The organism is Acinetobacter sp. YH12027 (genome assembly GCF_013420085.1).
Taxonomy (GTDB): Bacteria; Pseudomonadota; Gammaproteobacteria; order Pseudomonadales; family Moraxellaceae; genus Acinetobacter; species Acinetobacter amyesii.
Window position 1 is genome coordinate 127442 of record NZ_VOYW01000006.1, and the last position, 18127, is coordinate 145568.

The window sequence follows — 18127 nt, forward strand, 5'->3', positions numbered from 1 at the left end:
AAAAAAGCCCTCGTTTGAGGGCTTTTTTTATGCAGTATTTACTGAACTTGATCGATGAGATGATCAAGTGCGTCCGTTTTATGCTCTGCACCTTGTGGTTTAGGCTGCATTGGCGGAGGCGCAGTTCGAGTCGGTGCAAGATTGGTTTCAGTAGACCCAGGAAGGTCGTCAAAATCATTTTGCGAAGCCTGAGGCTTCGGTGCAACAGGAGCAGGACGATACAGCGGTTGAGCCATTGGTGGCGTTGCTGCACGATCTTGTTCAGGTTGACCTTGAGTCGCTTTAGCCGAATTACGGTTGATTGGATTCTTGGCATGGGTGTCTAAACGCACCCAAGCTTCAGGTGTGCCTTTAAGTGATTTCGCCATAAAATCTGACCAAATAGGCAATGCTGCAACACCACCATATTCACGGCGACCTAAAGTAGAGGGTTGGTCAAAACCGACCCAAGCCACAGTGACCAATTTTCCATTAAATCCAGCAAACCACGCGTCTTTTGCATCATTGGTTGTACCGGTTTTACCGCCTAAATCACCGCGACCAATTTTTAAAGCCGCACGACCTGTACCGTGTTGGATCACGTCACGCAAGATGTTCGCCATATCAAAGGCTGAACTTGACTTCAAAATCCGCTGAGCTTGTTTATAGTTTGCTGCTTCAGTATCGGAAATTTTTGATTCAGCGGGCTTGTTATCCTGATTGGTGACTTCAATCACTTCATCATCCGGCGTGGTCGGATCTGCAGATTCAACTTCGTCCTTTTGATTGATACATTGAATACATGCATATTCAGGATTGGCTTGATAAATGACTTTGCCATAAGCATCTTCAATACGGCTAATAAAATGGGGTTGAATACGATATCCACCGTTGGCAAAAGTCGCATAACCTGTCGCCATTTGAATCGGCAACACCTGTGGGGTACCTAAAGCAATGGTGTAGTTACTTGGAATTTGGTTTTCTTGTAAGCCAAAATCCATAAATAATTGGCGAGTACGTTCAATCCCGACGACTTGTAATAAGCGTACTGAAACTGTGTTACGTGATAAATAGAGGGCACGGCGTAGAGGTATCATCCCTAAATAGCGACCGTCAGAGTTTTTAGGCGTCCACTTGCCAATCGTAATTGGATTGTCATTGACCATGGAATACGGAGTCATGCCACGTTCAAGTGCTAAAGCATAAACAAAGGGTTTAATGGTTGAACCCGGCTGACGCCAGCCTTGTAGAGCACGGTTAAATTTAGATTGATAAAAATTATAACCACCCACAATGGCTTCAATACCACCATTGTTGGGATTAAGTGCAATTAATTGACCTTGCGCTTTTGGAATTTGCACCAAAGCCCATGAGCTTTTATCAGCATTCGGACGTAGGCGAATAATATCTTTTACTTTAACAATTTGTGAGGCTTTGCTTGGCGCATTGCCTACACTATTGGCATTGCGATAGGGACGTGCCCAAGACAGACCTGACCATGGAACTGTCACACTACTGCCGTCTTGCATCAACACTTCGATACTGGTGTTGTTGACTTTGGTTACTTCGGCAGGATAGGTGTTGGCATATGGAATAAAGTTTTTTAAGGGTTCATCATGTGCTTCTGCACCACGCCAACCATGTCGTCTATCGTAAGCTTCGAGACCCTCTTGTACAGCCTGCTCAGCATAGGCTTGGCGTTGGCTGTTGATAGTGGTGTAGACTTTATAGCCAGAATCCGTCGCTTGTTCACCAAGCTTTTCTACGAGCTCAGAGCGAACCATTTCCCCGACGTAGGGGAATTTGTTGCTGACCCCGCGGTCAGGCATATCGAGATTAATCGGTTCAGCAATCGCTTTTTGATATTCAGATTGATTGATATACCCCAATTGCAACATACGGCCTAAAATCCAATTACGACGCTCTAAAGCACGTTTTGGGTTGGCTACAGGATTGTATTTTGAAGGTGCTTTAGGTAAGCCTGAAATCATTGCCATTTGAGCCAAACTTAAATCTTGCAGGCTCTTGTTATAATAAATTTTTGCTGCTGCTGCGATCCCGTAGGCATTTTTTCCTAAAAAGATTTTGTTGACATACAGCGTTAAAATTTCTTCTTTACTTAGATTTTGTTCAATTTTTCGAGCAAGGAAAACTTCGGTCAGTTTACGTTTTAAAGTACGCTCTGGAGTCAGATAATAGTTTTTTGCAACCTGCATGGTAATGGTTGAACCACCGGTTTGCACATCGGAACCGGTAATACTTTCACTGACGGCACGCCCCAATCCTTTGAAACTAATACCGCTGTGTTCAAAAAACGAAGAATCTTCCGCAGCTAAAAAGCCATGAATGAAATGAGACGGGATTTGGTCGTACTCTACAGGGACCGAAAGTTTGCCACCATATTCTGCAATCAGCTCATTATCAGCACTATAAACCTGTAATGGTTTTAATAATGGAGCCTTTTTTAAGATGGACATTTCAGGCAAAGACGGGGCAATATAGAGATACATGCCATAGAAACCCATTGGAATTGCGACCAAAATAATAATAATGGCCAAAAAAAATGGATGAACAAGGCCTGAACAAGATAGCTTTTTCATAACAAGTAAGTTTTAATAAGAGCTAATGGCAAACTAATTGGTGGTCAGTATATCCTTTCGATATACGGATTGTTAGATGAGTTATTGTATCTGTATAAAATTATAGACCAATGCTAATTAGTGGGTTAATTTTTTTTGGGGATAAAAAAATAATAGGAATTATATTGTGCTCAGGTTATATCGTAAGCCAAATAAGGGGTTAATAGGAGTAGATATTAGTTCGACTTCTGTTAAGGTTTTGGAACTTTCTGTAAAAAGTGGACGGTATTGGGTAGAAAGCTATGCTTTGGTCCCGTTACCAGAAGGAAGTGTTGTTGAAAAGAACATATTGAATCCGGAAGCTGTCGGTGACTGTTTAGAGCGCGCAATTAATTTGGCCAATACGCAGACCACTAATGCAGCTTTGGCGGTTCCAACGTCGATGGTGATTACAAAAATCATCGAAATGGACGCAGATATGAACGATGATGAACGTGAAATTCAGATTCGTGATGATGCTGAGCAATATATTCCGTTCCCACTTGATGAAGCGAGCCTTGATTTTGAGGTCTTGCCAGATCGTCTGTCCAACCCAAATCGTGTCAATGTTTTGCTTGTCGCTACGCGTATTGAAAATGTCGAAGCGCGTGCGGAAGTCATTCAGCTTGCTGGTCTTACACCAAAAATTGGCGATGTAGAAAGCTTTGCAATTGAAAATGCGTTTAAAGTTTTCTCAGATACTTTGCCAATGGGTGTGAATACCGTGGGTATTTTAGATATTGGTCATAGTATGACGACCTTATCTGTCATGCAGAATAACAAAGTGATTTATACCCGTGAGCAAGTGTTTGGTGGCAAACAATTGACGCAGGAAATTCAAAATCGCTATGCATTGTCTTTCGAAGAAGCGGGTCGTGCGAAAAAAACACGTGCCTTGCCAGATGATTATGATATCGAAGTCTTAGAACCCTTCTTAGAAGCTGTCGTTCAACAAGCAGCACGTTCTTTACAGTTCTTCTTCTCATCTTCACAGTTCAACGAAATTGACCACATTTTATTGGCAGGGGGGAATGCCAATATTCCGGGGCTTGCAAAACTACTTCAACAAAAATTGGGTTACCGTGTCACGATTGCCAATCCATTCTTACAAATGGGTTTTTCACCTCAAATTGATATTAAAAAAATTGAAAATGATGCCTCATCACTCATGGTGGCATGCGGTCTAGCATTGAGGAGTTTTGATTAATGGCAAAAATTAACTTGCTCCCTTGGCGTGATGAGCTAAGAGAGAAACGAAAAAAAGAATTTATTGCACTTTGTATTGGGGCTTTTTTAATTGGGGTAATTGGGGTTGGTTTAACATGGTTGTACTTTGATCACAAATTAAAAGATCAAGAACAAGCGAACCAATTGATTATCAGTCATAACCAAAACTTAGATGTTCAATTAAAGTCTTTGGACGGTTTGCAAGAACAGCGTAATGCCATTATTGAACGCATGAAGTTGATTCAAGGCTTACAAGGTCAACGTCCAATCGCAGTACATCTTGTAGATGAATTGGTTCGTGTGACACCTGCCAATATGTACATCACAAAATTTGAGCGTAATGGCGACAAATTTATGATCGAAGGGCGTGCGGAAAGTCCAAATACTGTTGCAGATTTACTGCGTAATTTGGAAGCATCGCCTTGGTATCGTAATGCCTTCATGAGCTCATTCCTTGTGGCTGAAGAGAAAAAAGACAAAGCGCCAACGTCAGTGGTTCCTCGCGTAGAAGAATCTTATGGTGCATTTACTGTGACTGCTGATTTGGAGCAAATTGCGCAGCCGACCATTAATGATCCAGCAGCAAATGCAGGACAGTCAGCTTCATCGGCGCAAACATCTGACGCACAAACTGCAGCAACACCAACTCCGGAGGCTGCAAAATGAGTCGTGATGAATTTGAACAATTGAATCAAGATGCTGTGGTCATTCCGAAAAAGAAAATGACTTTTGATAAGTTTGTACAGCAGTTCAATACGCTAGATCCGAATAACTATGGTAGTTGGCCAATTTCAGTCAAAATTACCTGTTGGATTTTTATCATTATTCTTGTGGCAATTTTGGGCTATTTCTTGGCGATTAAAGGCAAGATTGAAGCTATTTCAAGTGCCAATGCACAAGAACAAAATTTGTTGAATGAGTTTCGTGAAAAAGATTCAAAACTACGTAATTTGCAACAATATCAGTTGCAGTTGCAGGATATGGAAGCACGTTTTAATCAACAATTAGAACAATTGCCGAAAGAAACTGAAATTCCAGGTTTGGTTGAAGATATCAACTTAACAGGCGTGAATTCTGGACTGAAATTTAAAATTATTCGTCTTGAACCTGAAGTGAAGCAAGAGTTCTTTACGGAACAGCCAATTCATATCGAAGCAACGGGTGATTACCATGCCTTTGGTTCATTTGTTAGTGGCATTGCCGGGCTTTCACGGATTGTGACTTTGCATAATTTAACGATTACAGCAACTGAAAATAAAGAAAAGAACTCAGATATTCCAAAAATTGATTATGTAATTTCTGCGAAAACATATCGTTACGAAGGAAATACTGAAAGTGCTGCGAAAGCTGCAGATTCAGCAAGCACACAGGAGGCTCCAAAATGAAAATGAATAAATTGGCACTTTCTGTGATGGTTGGATTTGTATTGGCTGGTTGTGAATCACGTATTGATGTGGTCAATCAAGAGATGGCAAATATACGCAATCAAGCTCCACTAGCGATTGAACCTGCGCCAGATTTTGTACCTGTCGAAACTTTTAATTATGCGGCGCACTCTTTAAAAAGTCCGTTCTTGCCAAGTTCATTGGCAGCAGAACTTAAAATCATGGCAGGCAAGCGTGTTTATCCAAACTTGAGTCGTCAGCCTCAACCTTTGGAGAGTTATGCACTCGAAACCCTGAATATGAAGGGGAGTATGCGTAACCAATCTGGGCAAATATTAGCCTTGATTCAGACACCTGATGGTGAAGTTGAGCGTATTCAACGTGGAAGTTATATGGGGCTCAATCATGGTCGAGTGGTAAATATTACCCCGACTCAAATTGATTTGATTGAGATTATTCCGGATGGGCGAGAAGGATATGTAGAGCGTCCTAGAAGTCTCATATTAATTGGACCAGCACCTTAAGCTTAAAGGAATAAAAATGAAGAATAGTGTACAAGATTTTATTTTTGGGGATGGCAATACAATGAATCATGTGTTTCGTCAGTTTTCGATGGGGGCTGTTGCAATGGCGATGATGCAAGTTGCCAATGCTCAGGTGAGTGTAACCAATGTGGTACCAATGCAAATTCCAGGTCAAGGGACTGAAATTCGCGTGATATTTAATGGCTTGCCGCCGCAACCACAAGCTTATCAACTCGATCAACCATCACGATTGGTTTTAGACTTTGATAAAGCACAACAAAATTTAAAACAAAGTTCAATTCCTGTGGCAACGGCTGAAGCGAGCACTGTGGATGTGAGTTCGGATGCACAACGTGCGCGCTTAACGGTAAATTTAGCCAATGCTGGCGCTTTTACCACGCGTGTTGAAGGTAATACCTTTATTTTAAAAATCAACTCTGCACAAGCTGCAAATTATGTACAGCCTGTAGCACAACGTCAGCAACAGGGCATCTCAAATATTGGTTTCCACCGTGGTTCTAATGGTGAAGGTCAAGTTGTTGTTGATTTACTCGGTGGAAATACTCCCGTTGATGTTCAACAGCAAGGCAGTAAAGTGGTGATCCGTACTTTAGGCAATAAAGTACCTGCACATTTGACTCGCCGTTTAAATGTCAATGATTTTGCAACACCTGTTGCAACGGTAGATGCACATAATGATGGCGGTAATGGTGTGATTACCATTCAGTCGACGGGCAGCTATGAATATATGGCGTACCAAACTGATAATAAATTAACGGTAAGTTTGAAACGTCCGGAAGATAAGAATCCATTACGTCCTAAAGCTGCCAATCATTATACCGGTAAGAAGATTTCATTAGACTTCCAAGATATTGAAGTACGTCGTGTGCTGCAACTTTTGGCTGATTTCACTGAAATCAATATGGTTGCTGCTGATACGGTTCAAGGAAATATTACACTTCGCTTAAAAGATGTGCCTTGGGATCAAGCACTAGATATCGTATTGAAAACCAAGAATTTGGACAAACGTCGTAATGGTAATGTGATTTGGATTGCGCCTGTATCTGAGTTGATTAAAGCGGAAGAAGAAGAAGCAAAAGCCTTACGTCAAAGTATGAAGTTGGCACCATTACAGACTGAATATTTAACGTTAAGCTATGCAAAAGCTGCTGAGATAGAGAAGCTGATTACGCAGTCTAAAACTGCGGGTAATAGCGGTTCGTCAAATAATAGTAATAATGCTGATGATGATCGGGGTAATTTGTTAAGTCCACGCGGAACGATTTCTGCAGATACGCGTACAAATACACTGATTATTAATGATACTGCACAAAATATCGATAAAATTCGTAAAATGGTCGATTTGCTGGATATTCCGGTGAAACAGGTGATGGTTGAAGCACGTATAGTTCGTGCAACAACGGATTTTACTAAAGAGATGGGAGTGAAATGGGGCATCCTGTCACAAGGGATTAACCAAAATGACCATTTATTGGTGGGTGGTAGTGATACGACACTTTGGGACTTAAAAACTCCGGATGATGATGGGAAATATACCATTCAACGTCCAAGTAACTTGAACGTTGACTTAGGTGTAACCAGTCAAGGTGCGAGTCGTATTGCTTTTGGTTTAATTAGCTTGTCTGACTTTATGCTGGATTTAGAGCTCTCAGCTTTACAAGCAGATGGTTATGGGGAAGTGATTTCCACACCTAAAGTACTAACTGCAGACAAGCAGATGGCTAAAGTTTCATCTGGTACACAGATTCCATATCAATCATCAGAAGGTGGTGTAAATCCAGTTTCAAAAACCGAGTTTATTGATGCTGTACTGAGCTTGGATGTTACGCCAAGTATTACGCCTGACGGTAAAGTTCAAATGCTACTCAATATTACTAGCGATACTCCAGGAAACCCGACACCGACAGGTCAATTGACGATTAATAAAAATCAAATTAATACCAATGTTTTGATTGATAATGGTGAGACTGTGGTCTTGGGGGGTATTTTTGAACAGGAAACACGTAATGCTCAAACTAAGGTGCCATTTTTAGGTGATATTCCTTACCTAGGTCGTTTATTCCGTAAAGATTTGAAATCTGATAACAAGCGAGAGCTATTGATTTTTGTTACTCCGCGAATTGTTAATGACAGTGTTACAAGAAATCATTAATATATTTTCAATTTAACAAAAGAAATAGGTGACTCCTTGCCAAGCAAAGAGTTTGAAACCCTACCAAATATATATTTGGTAGGGCCAATGGGGGCAGGAAAAACAACCGTAGGGCGACATTTAGCAGAATTGTTAGGACGTGAATTTCTAGACAGTGATCATGAAATTGAACGTAAAACAGGTGCGACCATTCCTTGGATTTTTGAAAAGGAAGGGGAAAAAGGCTTTAGAAGTCGTGAAACGAATGTCATTGATGAGTTAACTGCAAAGAAACAACTGGTCTTGGCGACTGGCGGTGGTGCTGTGACTCAGCCCCCAAATCGTGAATTTTTAAAACAACGTGGTATTGTTGTTTATCTATATACTCCGGTGGAAATTCAGTTACAACGAACCTACCGCGACAAAAATCGCCCACTTCTTCAAGTGGAAAATCCAGAGCAAAAGCTACGAGATTTATTGGCTGCCCGTGATCCTCTTTATCGTGAAGTCGCGCACTATATTATTGAAACCAATCAAGGTGCTGCGAGAGATCTTGCGCAAAAAATTTTTAATTTAATTGTTTCACAAAATATATCTCGTTAGAAAAGGTTAAATTCATGCAAACCTTACATGTTGAACTCGGTGATCGTCGCTACCCTATTTTTATTGGGAGTGACCTCGATCCACAAACTTTACTTGAGCCTTATGTTCAGGGTAAACAAGTGATGATTGTCTCTAATACCACAGTTGCACCGCTCTATTTAAAACATTATGTAGAAGCAATTGAGGCATTAGGGAAAACTGTTGCGACATGTATTTTGCCTGATGGTGAAAAGTATAAAAATTTAGACCATTTGAATTTAATTTTTGATGCCTTGCTCGAAGCAGGCTTTAACCGCGATTGTACGGTTTTGGCATTAGGTGGTGGTGTTATTGGAGATATGACCGGTTTTGCCTCTGCATGCTATCAACGCGGTGTGTATTTTATTCAAGTGCCGACGACTTTACTTTCTCAAGTGGATTCAAGTGTTGGTGGCAAAACAGGGATTAACCATCCACTGGGTAAAAACATGATTGGTGCCTTTCAGCAACCCCAAGTGGTCCTTGCGGATATGGCGCAATTAAAAACTTTGCCAGCGCGTGAACTTTCTGCAGGTTTGGCTGAAGTGATCAAATATGCGTTGTTGGGTGATGTTGAATTCTTAGCTTGGCTTGAACAGCATATGGATGCTTTAGTTGCAGGTGATGCAACTTTGTTGGCTGAAGCGGTTTATCGTTCATGTGCCCATAAAGCGCGTATTGTGGCCAATGATGAAAAAGAACAAGGTGAGCGTGCGTTATTAAACTTGGGTCATACCTTTGGCCATGCGATTGAATCGTACTTGGGGTATGGTGAATGGTTACATGGTGAAGCCGTTGCAACAGGGATGGTGATGGCTGCAGATTTGTCCCATCGTATGGGCTGGATCACAGTTGAAGATTTAGAGCGTACAAAAAAAATCATTTTACGTGCACAATTACCGATAGTTTGCCCTAAAATTCCGCTAGAGGAATTTTTGGCGTATATGTCCCATGATAAAAAAGTATTGAATGGGCAATTACGACTTATTTTACTGAAATCATTAGGTCAGGCCATCATCACCAAAGAGTTTGATGTTGAGTTAATGAAACAGGCAATTTTGGCAAATCAGGCAGAGTAGGTACATCATGGCAGCGCGGCAGTCTCAATGGCAAAAAGTTCATCACTACGCATGGTTGGTGGGTGGAGCTGTGTGTCTGTTCGCTGCATTGGTTTTCTGGGCGATTACAGATACCAAAGAATTGGTTGAAGTTGAAAAGCAAGCTGAAACCGAAGTGGATTTGCAAATTCAGCCAGAGAAAGTGGCAGCAATGTCCCATCTTGGTGCATTAAATGACGAAGTGCGTCCACTTGATATGACGACCCGTGTGGTTGCTACAGCTCAACATGAGCCAGAATTTCGCGGCACTAAATTTATTAATGACTCTGCCAAGCTTTATGGTGTTGAATTATTTCGGGTTTCTGAAGAAGATATTTTAAAAAGCTTCTTACGCAAGCAGCCTGAGCGTCACAAATTTATTTATCTACGTCTTTCTGGTGAAGACCATCCTGAGCAATACGTCATTTTAACTGGACCATATTCGTTGCAAAATGATGCCAAAGCTGCAATGTCGAGCCTCAACATCGCTTTGCCTGCTTCAATCAAACCTGAAGTTGTGGAATTTAAACAATATCAAGCATATGTGAATGATTTGGGCACAGAAGAAATGTCGTCGAGTCAAAAGTTATATGCTGTTAAATTAAAATCTGTGCCTTTACCGAAAATTGACGAAGCGCAAATTGCCGCACGAAAAGCGGCGGCTGCAGCGACGGTAACAACACCCACTAATGCAACGACAAGTACTACGGTGACTCGTCGTGATGCTGAAGGAAATGTGATTGATGTGCAAAAATCACAAAGTAGTGTAGATGCACCACGTCCAAAACCTGCACCGGTAGAGCAAGAAGTAACCGATCCATTTAATTAGTTCTAAAATAGCGCAAGACCTCTTAGGAAAAGTCTAAACTGCACAGAAAAAGTGCATAAAATTAAAAAAGAACAATTTGAATTATTTGTTATAACTAAAAAATGCTTGTAATCAGCCATCTTAGGAGAAAATGCATCAAGTTGGCATGTAAATTGCTTAATTGGTGCGTAAATTGAACTTTTCTCCCTGTTTTGGCGCGAAAATGATTCGATAAAAGTGCGAAGTCATTAATCCAGTCGTTATCCCTGATCTGAACTGCAAAAGCAGAAAATTTGACTTTTTATTCATGCATCAAAGATGGATTCGGTTTATCTTAAGGGTGTGAATAAGAAATAATTTTGCTCGACAGAACAATTCATGTGAGTAAGTTAAGACGAATCGCAACAAGAAATTAGTTTGTTAAGTGCTCGAAAGAGCTGTAAAGAAAAGAAGGGTACGCTATGCACATGCCATCGCCTAATACTGTAGCTCCCGCTCAAGGTTTATACCAACCGGATGAGTTTAAAGATAACTGTGGTTTCGGTTTAATCGCCCATATGCAGGGTGATGCAAGCCATGATCTCGTCAAAACCGCAATGCATAGTTTAAGTTGTATGACCCACCGTGGTGGTATTGCCGCAGATGGCAAAACCGGTGACGGCTGTGGTCTACTCCTTGCTATGCCAAAAGAATTTTTCCGTGAAGAAGCGAAAAAACTCAGTGACATTACATTGAGTGAAATCTTTGCTGTGGGTACGGTATTTCTAAATCTAGACCCTGCATTAGCCGCACATGCAAAACAAATTTTAACCAAAGAAATCGAAGACGAAGGCTGTAAAGTCATCGCTTGGCGTGTTGTGCCAACCAATAACGATGCGTTGGGTTCAATCGCGATGCAGTCATTGCCTGCATTTGAACAAATTATCGTGAATTGCCCAATGGGTGTTTCAGAGGTTGAATTCAACCGTAAGTTGGTGATGGCACGTCGTCGTGCAGAACAACAGTTGACTGCTGACCCATACTTCTATGTAACTACTTTATGCTCAACTGTGATCAGCTATAAAGGTTTGATGATGCCAGCAGCGATTGCTGACTTCTATACCGATCTTGCTGATGAGCGTTTAAAGTCACACATCGTGGTATTCCATCAGCGCTTCTCAACCAATACATTACCGCGTTGGCCTTTGGCACAGCCGTTCCGTTACTTGGCGCACAATGGTGAAATTAATACCATTACCGCAAACCGTAACTGGGCGATGGCGCGTACACCAAAATTTGAAAACCCATTGCTGCCAGGTTTAACTGAGCTGAACCCAATTGTAAACCGTACAGGTTCGGATTCTTCAAGCTTAGATAATATGCTGGAAATCCTTGTTGGTGGCGGTATGGACTTGTTCCGTGCGCTACGCATGTTGGTTCCACCAGCGTGGCAAAACGTTGAAACTATAGATGCTGACTTACGTGCATTCTACGAATTCAACTCGAAACATATGGAAGCTTGGGATGGTCCAGCAGGTCTGGTAATTCAAGATGGTCGTCATGCGATTTGTATGCTTGACCGTAATGGTTTACGTCCAGCACGTTGGGTAATTACCAAAAATGGTTACATCACCTTGGCATCAGAAATTGGTGTTTGGGGTTATGAACCTGAAGACGTTGTATCTAAAGGTCGTGTCGGTCCAGGTCAAATTTTGGTGATCGATACCTTTACTGGCAAAATGCTCGATACTCAAGATGTGAGTAATCACCTCAAACGTATGCGTCCGTACCGTCAGTGGTTACGTGAAAACTCAGTACGTGTACAAGGCAGTCCAGAGCTGGAAGAATATTTATGTGATCAAGGCTTAAAAGGCGATGACCTGAAAGCTTCACAAAAAATGTTCATGGTTACCTTTGAAGAGCGTGACCAATTGCTTCGTCCAATCGCTGAAAGCGGTCAGGAAGCCGTGGGTTCAATGGGTGACGATACGCCAATGGCAGTATTGTCTCGTCAAGTGCGCCATGTGTCTGACTACTTCCGTCAGCAGTTCGCTCAGGTTACGAATCCGCCAATCGATCCATTACGTGAATCGATCGTAATGTCGTTAGAGACATGTCTCGGCCGTGAACAAAATGTATTTGAACAAGGTCCAGAGCATGCAGATCGTCTGATCATTTCAAGCCCAGTATTGTCAAATTCGAAAATGCATCAAATCCGTACCCTTGGTCGTAAAGGTTATGAAATTGCAGACATCGACCTGAACTATGCAGAAGATGAAGGCTTAGAAGTTGCTATCGCGCGTATTTGTGAAGAATCAGCACAAGCGATTCGCGATGGAAAAACTTTACTTGTATTGTCTGATAAGAAAATCCGTCAAGGCTTCTTACCTGCAAATGCATTAATGGCAACAGGCGCGGTTCACCACTATTTAATCAATGTGGGGCTACGTACCGATGCCAACATCATTGTTGAAACTGGTTTGGCGCGTGATGCGCATCAGTTTGCGGTGATTCTTGGTTTCGGTGCGACTGCGATCTATCCATACTTGGCTTATGATGTGATCAATGACTTGATCGCAAAAGGTGAGTTGCTGGGTGACCCAATCCATGCGCAAGCTAATTTCCGTAAAGGCATTGAGAAAGGTTTGCTGAAAGTCCTTTCTAAGATGGGTATTTCTACTGTTGCCTCTTACCGGGGCGGTCAGTTGTTTGAAGCGGTCGGCCTCTCTGATGAAGTGGTTGCAAAATGCTTTACTGGCGTACCGAGCCGTATTAAAGGCGCAACATTCTCTGATCTAGAAAATGACTTGAAAAAATTGGCAGATTTGGCGTGGAAATCACGTAAGCCAATCGATCAAGGCGGTATGCTGAAATTTGTATTCGGTAAGGAATATCACGCATTTAACCCAGACGTGATCAATGCGCTGCATAAATCAGTGCGTTCTGGTAATTATGCTGACTTTAAAGAATACGCAGAGCTAGTGAATAACCGTCCAATCGCGACGATTCGTGACTTATTCAAGCTGAAAACAGATCAATCGATTGCACTCGATCAAGTTGAATCCGTGGAAGAAATTCTGCCACGTTTTGACTCGGCTGGGATGTCTTTAGGCGCATTATCGCCTGAAGCGCACGAAGCTATTGCAATCGCTATGAATACTATTGGTGGTCGCTCGAACTCAGGTGAGGGCGGCGAAGACCCAGCGCGTTACGGCACTATTCGTAACTCGAAAATCAAACAAATTGCATCTGGCCGTTTTGGTGTGACACCTGCATATCTAACTTCTGCAGAAGTCCTTCAAATTAAAGTGGCACAAGGTGCAAAACCAGGTGAAGGTGGTCAGTTGCCGGGCGGTAAAGTGAATGGCTTAATTGCACGTTTACGTTACTCAGTACCGGGTGTGACATTAATTTCTCCGCCGCCGCATCACGACATCTACTCAATTGAAGATTTATCACAGTTAATTTTCGATTTAAAACAGGTTAACCCACAGGCGATGGTGTCCGTTAAGCTGGTTTCTGAGCCGGGTGTTGGTACGATTGCGGCAGGTGTAGCAAAAGCATATGCAGACTTCATTACCATTTCTGGTTATGACGGCGGTACAGCGGCTTCTCCACTTTCTTCAATTCACCATGCAGGTTCTCCATGGGAACTTGGTCTATCTGAGGCGCATCAGGCGCTTCGTGTGAATGACCTGCGTGGCAAAGTCCGTGTACAAACTGATGGTGGCTTGAAAACAGGTCTAGACGTTGTGAAAGCAGCGATTCTTGGGGCTGAAAGTTTCGGTTTTGGTTCTACACCGATGATCGCATTGGGTTGTAAATACCTGCGTATTTGCCATTTAAACAACTGTGCGACCGGTGTTGCAACACAGCAAGATCATTTACGTCAGGAACACTATATCGGTGAGCCTGAAATGCTGATCAATTTCTTCCACTTTATTGCGGAAGAAACACGTGAATGGTTAGCAGCGCTAGGCGTATCAAGTCTGAAAGATTTGATTGGCCGTACAGATTTACTGGAAATGCTTCCAGGTGAAACTGAAAAACATGCACACCTTGATTTGAGCGCATTGCTTCAATCGCATCCTGCGGCTGAAGGCAAAGCTCAGTACTGTGAAGTACAAGGCAATGCACCATTTGATAAAGGTCTCTTGGCTGAAAAAATGGTGGCGGAAATGCTGCCGGCGATTGAAGCAGGTACAGGCGGTGAATACGGTTTCACTATTGGTAACTGTGACCGTTCAATTGGCGCGCGTATTTCGGGTGAGATTGCAAAACGTTATGGCAACCTCAGTATGGAAGCGCACCCTGTTAAAGTTAAATTAACAGGGACTGCAGGTCAGTCGTTGGGTGTTTGGAACGCAGGTGGTTTACACATCAGCCTAGAAGGTGATGCGAATGACTACGTGGGTAAAGGTATGGCGGGTGGTCGTATCTCGATCTTCCCACCGAAAGGTTCACCGTTCCAAACGCAAAATACTGCAATCATTGGTAATACCTGTTTATATGGTGCAACAGGCGGTAAATTGTTTGCAGCAGGTACAGCAGGCGAGCGTTTTGCAGTACGTAACTCAGGTGCGTTTGCTGTGATTGAAGGTGCAGGCGACCACTGCTGTGAATACATGACGGGTGGTATCGTGACTGTATTGGGTAAAGTGGGTCATAACTTTGGTGCGGGTATGACAGGCGGTTTCGCTTATGTGCTCGACCTCGACAATGACTTTGTTGACCATTACAACCACGAACTGATTGAATTGAACCGTATCTCTACAGAATCGATGGAAGAACACAAAGAGTTCTTGTGCCGTATCTTAGATGAACATATTAAAGAAACAGGTAGTGCTTGGGCGTATAAGATCCGCAACGAGTTTGACTTCTATAGCCGCAAATTCTGGCTTGTGAAACCAAAAGCTGCTAATTTGCAGACTTTGTTGAAAACAACTCAAGCTGATCCACAATAATTCCACTACTGCAGATTTGATAGGCAGGTGTAAGTCAAAACATGCTTACACCTACCCACGGAGAGAGACATGGCAGAGCGCCTAAATAATGACTTTCAGTTCCTGGATGTAGCACGCCAAGATCCAGAGAAAAAAGATCTAGTTGTCCGCAAAGCAGAATTTGTGGAAATCTATAAACCGTTTACAGCTGAAGTTGCAAAAAACCAAACACACCGCTGCTTAGGTTGCGGTAACCCGTATTGTGAATGGAAATGTCCAGTACATAATTACATTCCAAACTGGTTAAAATTGATTGCAGAAGGTCGCATTTTCCAAGCAGCAGAATTGTGTCATCAAACCAACACCTTGCCTGAAGTTTGTGGTCGTGTGTGCCCGCAAGACCGTTTATGTGAAGGCGCATGTACGCTAAATGACGGCTTTGGTGCAGTCACCATTGGTAATGCTGAAAAATACATTAACGATACAGCCTTTGCATTGGGCTGGCGTCCAGATATGTCACACGTTAAGTGGACAGATAAAAAAGTTGCGATTATTGGTGCAGGTCCTGCTGGCCTTGGCTGTGCCGATATTCTTGTACGTAATGGTGTGAAACCAGTTGTATTTGACAAACGCCCTGAAATTGGTGGTTTGCTGACTTTCGGTATTCCAGAATTCAAAATGGAAAAAGACGTAATGAAACGTCGCCGTGAGATTTTCTCTGGCATGGGCGTTGAATTCCGTCTCAATACTGAAATTGGTACAGATGTGACCATTGATCAGCTTTTGGCTGATTACGACGCTGTATTCATGGGTATGGGAACCTATACTTACATGAAGGGTGGTTTTGCGGGTGAAGATCTTGTTGGTGTGCATGATGCACTGGATTTCTTGATTGCCAATGTCAACCGTACGCAAGGTTGGGAAAAAGATCCATCTGAATACATCAGCATGGAAGGCAAAAAAGTGATCGTGCTCGGTGGTGGTGATACCGCGATGGACTGTAACCGTACCTCAATCCGTCAAGGTGCCGAATCCGTTGTCTGTGCCTACCGTCGTGATGAAGAAAACATGCCGGGTTCACGTCGTGAAGTGAAAAATGCACGTGAAGAAGGTGTGGATTTCCAATTTAATCGTCAGCCGATTGAAATTGTGGGTGAAAATGGCAAAGTAACGGGTGTTAAAGTTGTGACTACACAGCTTGGTGCGCCTGATAGTCGCGGTCGTCGTAGCCCTGAGCCAGTTCCAGGTTCAGAAGAAATTTTACCAGCAGATGCAGTATTGCTAGCCTTTGGTTTCCGTACAAGCCCCGCAGATTGGTTTACTACATCAAACATCAGTATGGATGGTTCAGGCCGCGTCATTGCTGCTGAACAGCAAGAATTTAAGTTCCAGACATCGAATCCGAAAATTTTCGCCGGTGGTGATATGGTACGTGGATCTGACCTTGTGGTAACCGCAATCTGGGAAGGTCGCCAAGCTGCAGAAGGTATTCTTGACTACTTAGATGTTTAAGTCATGACACGCCAGTGCTTACACTGGATTCATTCAAAAAACCCGCTTCGGCGGGTTTTTTATTTTTTGGAATTTACCCCAAATGACAAGTGAATGGATTTTGCAGATAAATACACGGCAAAGTTGTCAGACAGCGCTTTAGAATGGTGAATTATGCAAGTGTGCTAGCACATTTTGCCATGTGTGAAAGTACATCGGAATTACATACTGCGATCATGATCTAAATCTTAGGAAGCGACCATGACGCAAGTGACGACACAAAAAACATATCTGAATCGTCCTAAAGCCATTGGCATTACGGTACGTCGAGCACAATTCAATCCTAAAGCGATTCGCCGGCATTATTTTGCCAACTCACCGGTGATGTCGCATTTGTTGACGGCATTGTCATCGACCTTTCCCATTGGTGAGCAATTCTTTGTGCATAGCGTGCGTAATGTACGCGATAAAGTCAGTGATGAAAAATTGCAAGCTGAGATCGCAGCATTCATTGGGCAAGAAGCGATGCATTCCAAAGCCCATGCTGAATTTAACGATGCTTGGCGCAGTGAAAGCTATAATTTAGATCGTTTCCAGGCATGGTTGGCACGTAAAGACCGCTATATCAAAAACCTGCATCCTAAAATTCAGCTGGCGATTACCTGCGCTTTTGAGCATTTTACCGCAATGCTGGGCGGTTATATTCTGCGGCATCCCGAAGTGCTTAGCACACTGGATGATGATGCGGTCAGGCTGTGGGTATGGCATGCGATTGAAGAAATCGAACACCGTTCTGTCGCTTTTGATGTCTATCAGGCCGTATATGGCGATGACAAAATCCGCAGAATGATTATGCGCAGCGTGACCACAGGTTTTGCCAGTCTGACTTTTTATTCCGCTTCGCGTTTATTTTTGCAGGATAAGAAAAACAGTCTGCCGAAGATTGGCGGCAATGCCTTTGGCGCATATTTGCTGGCGAAAATGTTTATTCAATTGACGCCAGAATATTTGTCATATTACAAAGCAGAATTCCATCCGAGCGAAATTGATTACAGTCAGATCGTGAAATATTGGAAAGAACGCCTTGCTGATGAATATCAAATGGAAAGTTTTCAGACTGAAACTACACTGCGATTGTATAGTTAATTCAAAATGTTAAAAAAGCCCGAGTTGTGGGTAATGCCAGTCAGTTAAGAGATTGACTGGCTTTTTCTTGGGTATTTTTGAGGTTTTCCTTTTACAACCCTTGGATAACTCCTCACTCTTCTCTCAGGTATAACATACCGATTAGATTTCTCCATTA

12 protein-coding genes are annotated in these 18127 nt (G+C 42.6%); 11 read left to right on the forward strand and 1 reads right to left on the reverse strand.

The annotated features are described in order from the left end of the window. Positions 1 to 38 precede the first annotated feature (38 nt). Entirely contained in the window at positions 39 to 2579 is a 2541-nt protein-coding gene (gene ponA, locus FTT94_RS02985) for a penicillin-binding protein PBP1a (RefSeq protein WP_180111112.1), read from the reverse strand. A gap of 166 nt (positions 2580 to 2745) precedes the next feature. On the opposite strand from ponA, the gene FTT94_RS02990 reads away from it, so the two are divergent. The 11 genes from FTT94_RS02990 (at position 2746) to FTT94_RS03040 (ending at position 17970) form a co-directional block, all read left to right on the forward strand. Further along, positions 2746 to 3804: a pilus assembly protein PilM gene (locus tag FTT94_RS02990; protein ID WP_078192532.1), complete on the forward strand. Its 1059-nt coding sequence runs from the start codon at positions 2746 to 2748 to the stop codon at positions 3802 to 3804. Next, on the forward strand, positions 3804 to 4490 hold the full coding sequence (locus FTT94_RS02995) for a PilN domain-containing protein (protein WP_078189382.1): 687 nt from the start codon (positions 3804 to 3806) through the stop codon (positions 4488 to 4490). Before FTT94_RS02990 ends, FTT94_RS02995 begins: the two co-directional genes overlap by 1 nt. Continuing rightward, entirely contained in the window at positions 4487 to 5209 is a 723-nt protein-coding gene (locus FTT94_RS03000; protein WP_078189381.1) for a type 4a pilus biogenesis protein PilO, read from the forward strand. Before FTT94_RS02995 ends, FTT94_RS03000 begins: the two co-directional genes overlap by 4 nt. Further along, complete coding sequence (locus FTT94_RS03005; RefSeq protein ID WP_078192530.1) at positions 5206 to 5733, forward strand: pilus assembly protein PilP; 528 nt, start codon at positions 5206 to 5208, stop codon at positions 5731 to 5733. Before FTT94_RS03000 ends, FTT94_RS03005 begins: the two co-directional genes overlap by 4 nt. 16 nt (positions 5734 to 5749) lie before the next feature. Continuing rightward, positions 5750 to 7906: a type IV pilus secretin PilQ gene (pilQ, locus tag FTT94_RS03010; protein WP_180170206.1), complete on the forward strand. Its 2157-nt coding sequence runs from the start codon at positions 5750 to 5752 to the stop codon at positions 7904 to 7906. A 36-nt stretch (positions 7907 to 7942) separates the two neighbouring features. After that, a complete protein-coding gene (gene aroK / locus FTT94_RS03015; RefSeq protein ID WP_078189378.1) occupies positions 7943 to 8488 on the forward strand; it encodes a shikimate kinase AroK in 546 nt (181 codons plus the stop codon). 14 nt (positions 8489 to 8502) lie between these two features. Beyond that, a complete protein-coding gene (aroB, locus tag FTT94_RS03020) occupies positions 8503 to 9585 on the forward strand; it encodes a 3-dehydroquinate synthase (RefSeq protein WP_180170207.1) in 1083 nt (360 codons plus the stop codon). A gap of 7 nt (positions 9586 to 9592) precedes the next feature. Next, positions 9593 to 10432: a hypothetical protein gene (locus tag FTT94_RS03025; protein ID WP_180170208.1), complete on the forward strand. Its 840-nt coding sequence runs from the start codon at positions 9593 to 9595 to the stop codon at positions 10430 to 10432. A 446-nt stretch (positions 10433 to 10878) separates the two neighbouring features. Then, positions 10879 to 15354: a glutamate synthase large subunit gene (gene gltB / locus FTT94_RS03030; RefSeq protein WP_180170212.1), complete on the forward strand. Its 4476-nt coding sequence runs from the start codon at positions 10879 to 10881 to the stop codon at positions 15352 to 15354. A 69-nt stretch (positions 15355 to 15423) separates the two neighbouring features. After that, positions 15424 to 16845, forward strand: coding sequence for an FAD-dependent oxidoreductase (locus tag FTT94_RS03035; RefSeq protein ID WP_078189374.1), 1422 nt, complete (start codon positions 15424 to 15426; stop codon positions 16843 to 16845). Positions 16846 to 17085: 240 nt separating this feature from the next. Next, the gene (locus FTT94_RS03040; protein ID WP_180170209.1) at positions 17086 to 17970 is read left to right on the forward strand and encodes a metal-dependent hydrolase; all 885 of its coding nucleotides are present in this window, start codon (positions 17086 to 17088) and stop codon (positions 17968 to 17970) included. Positions 17971 to 18127 lie beyond the last annotated feature (157 nt).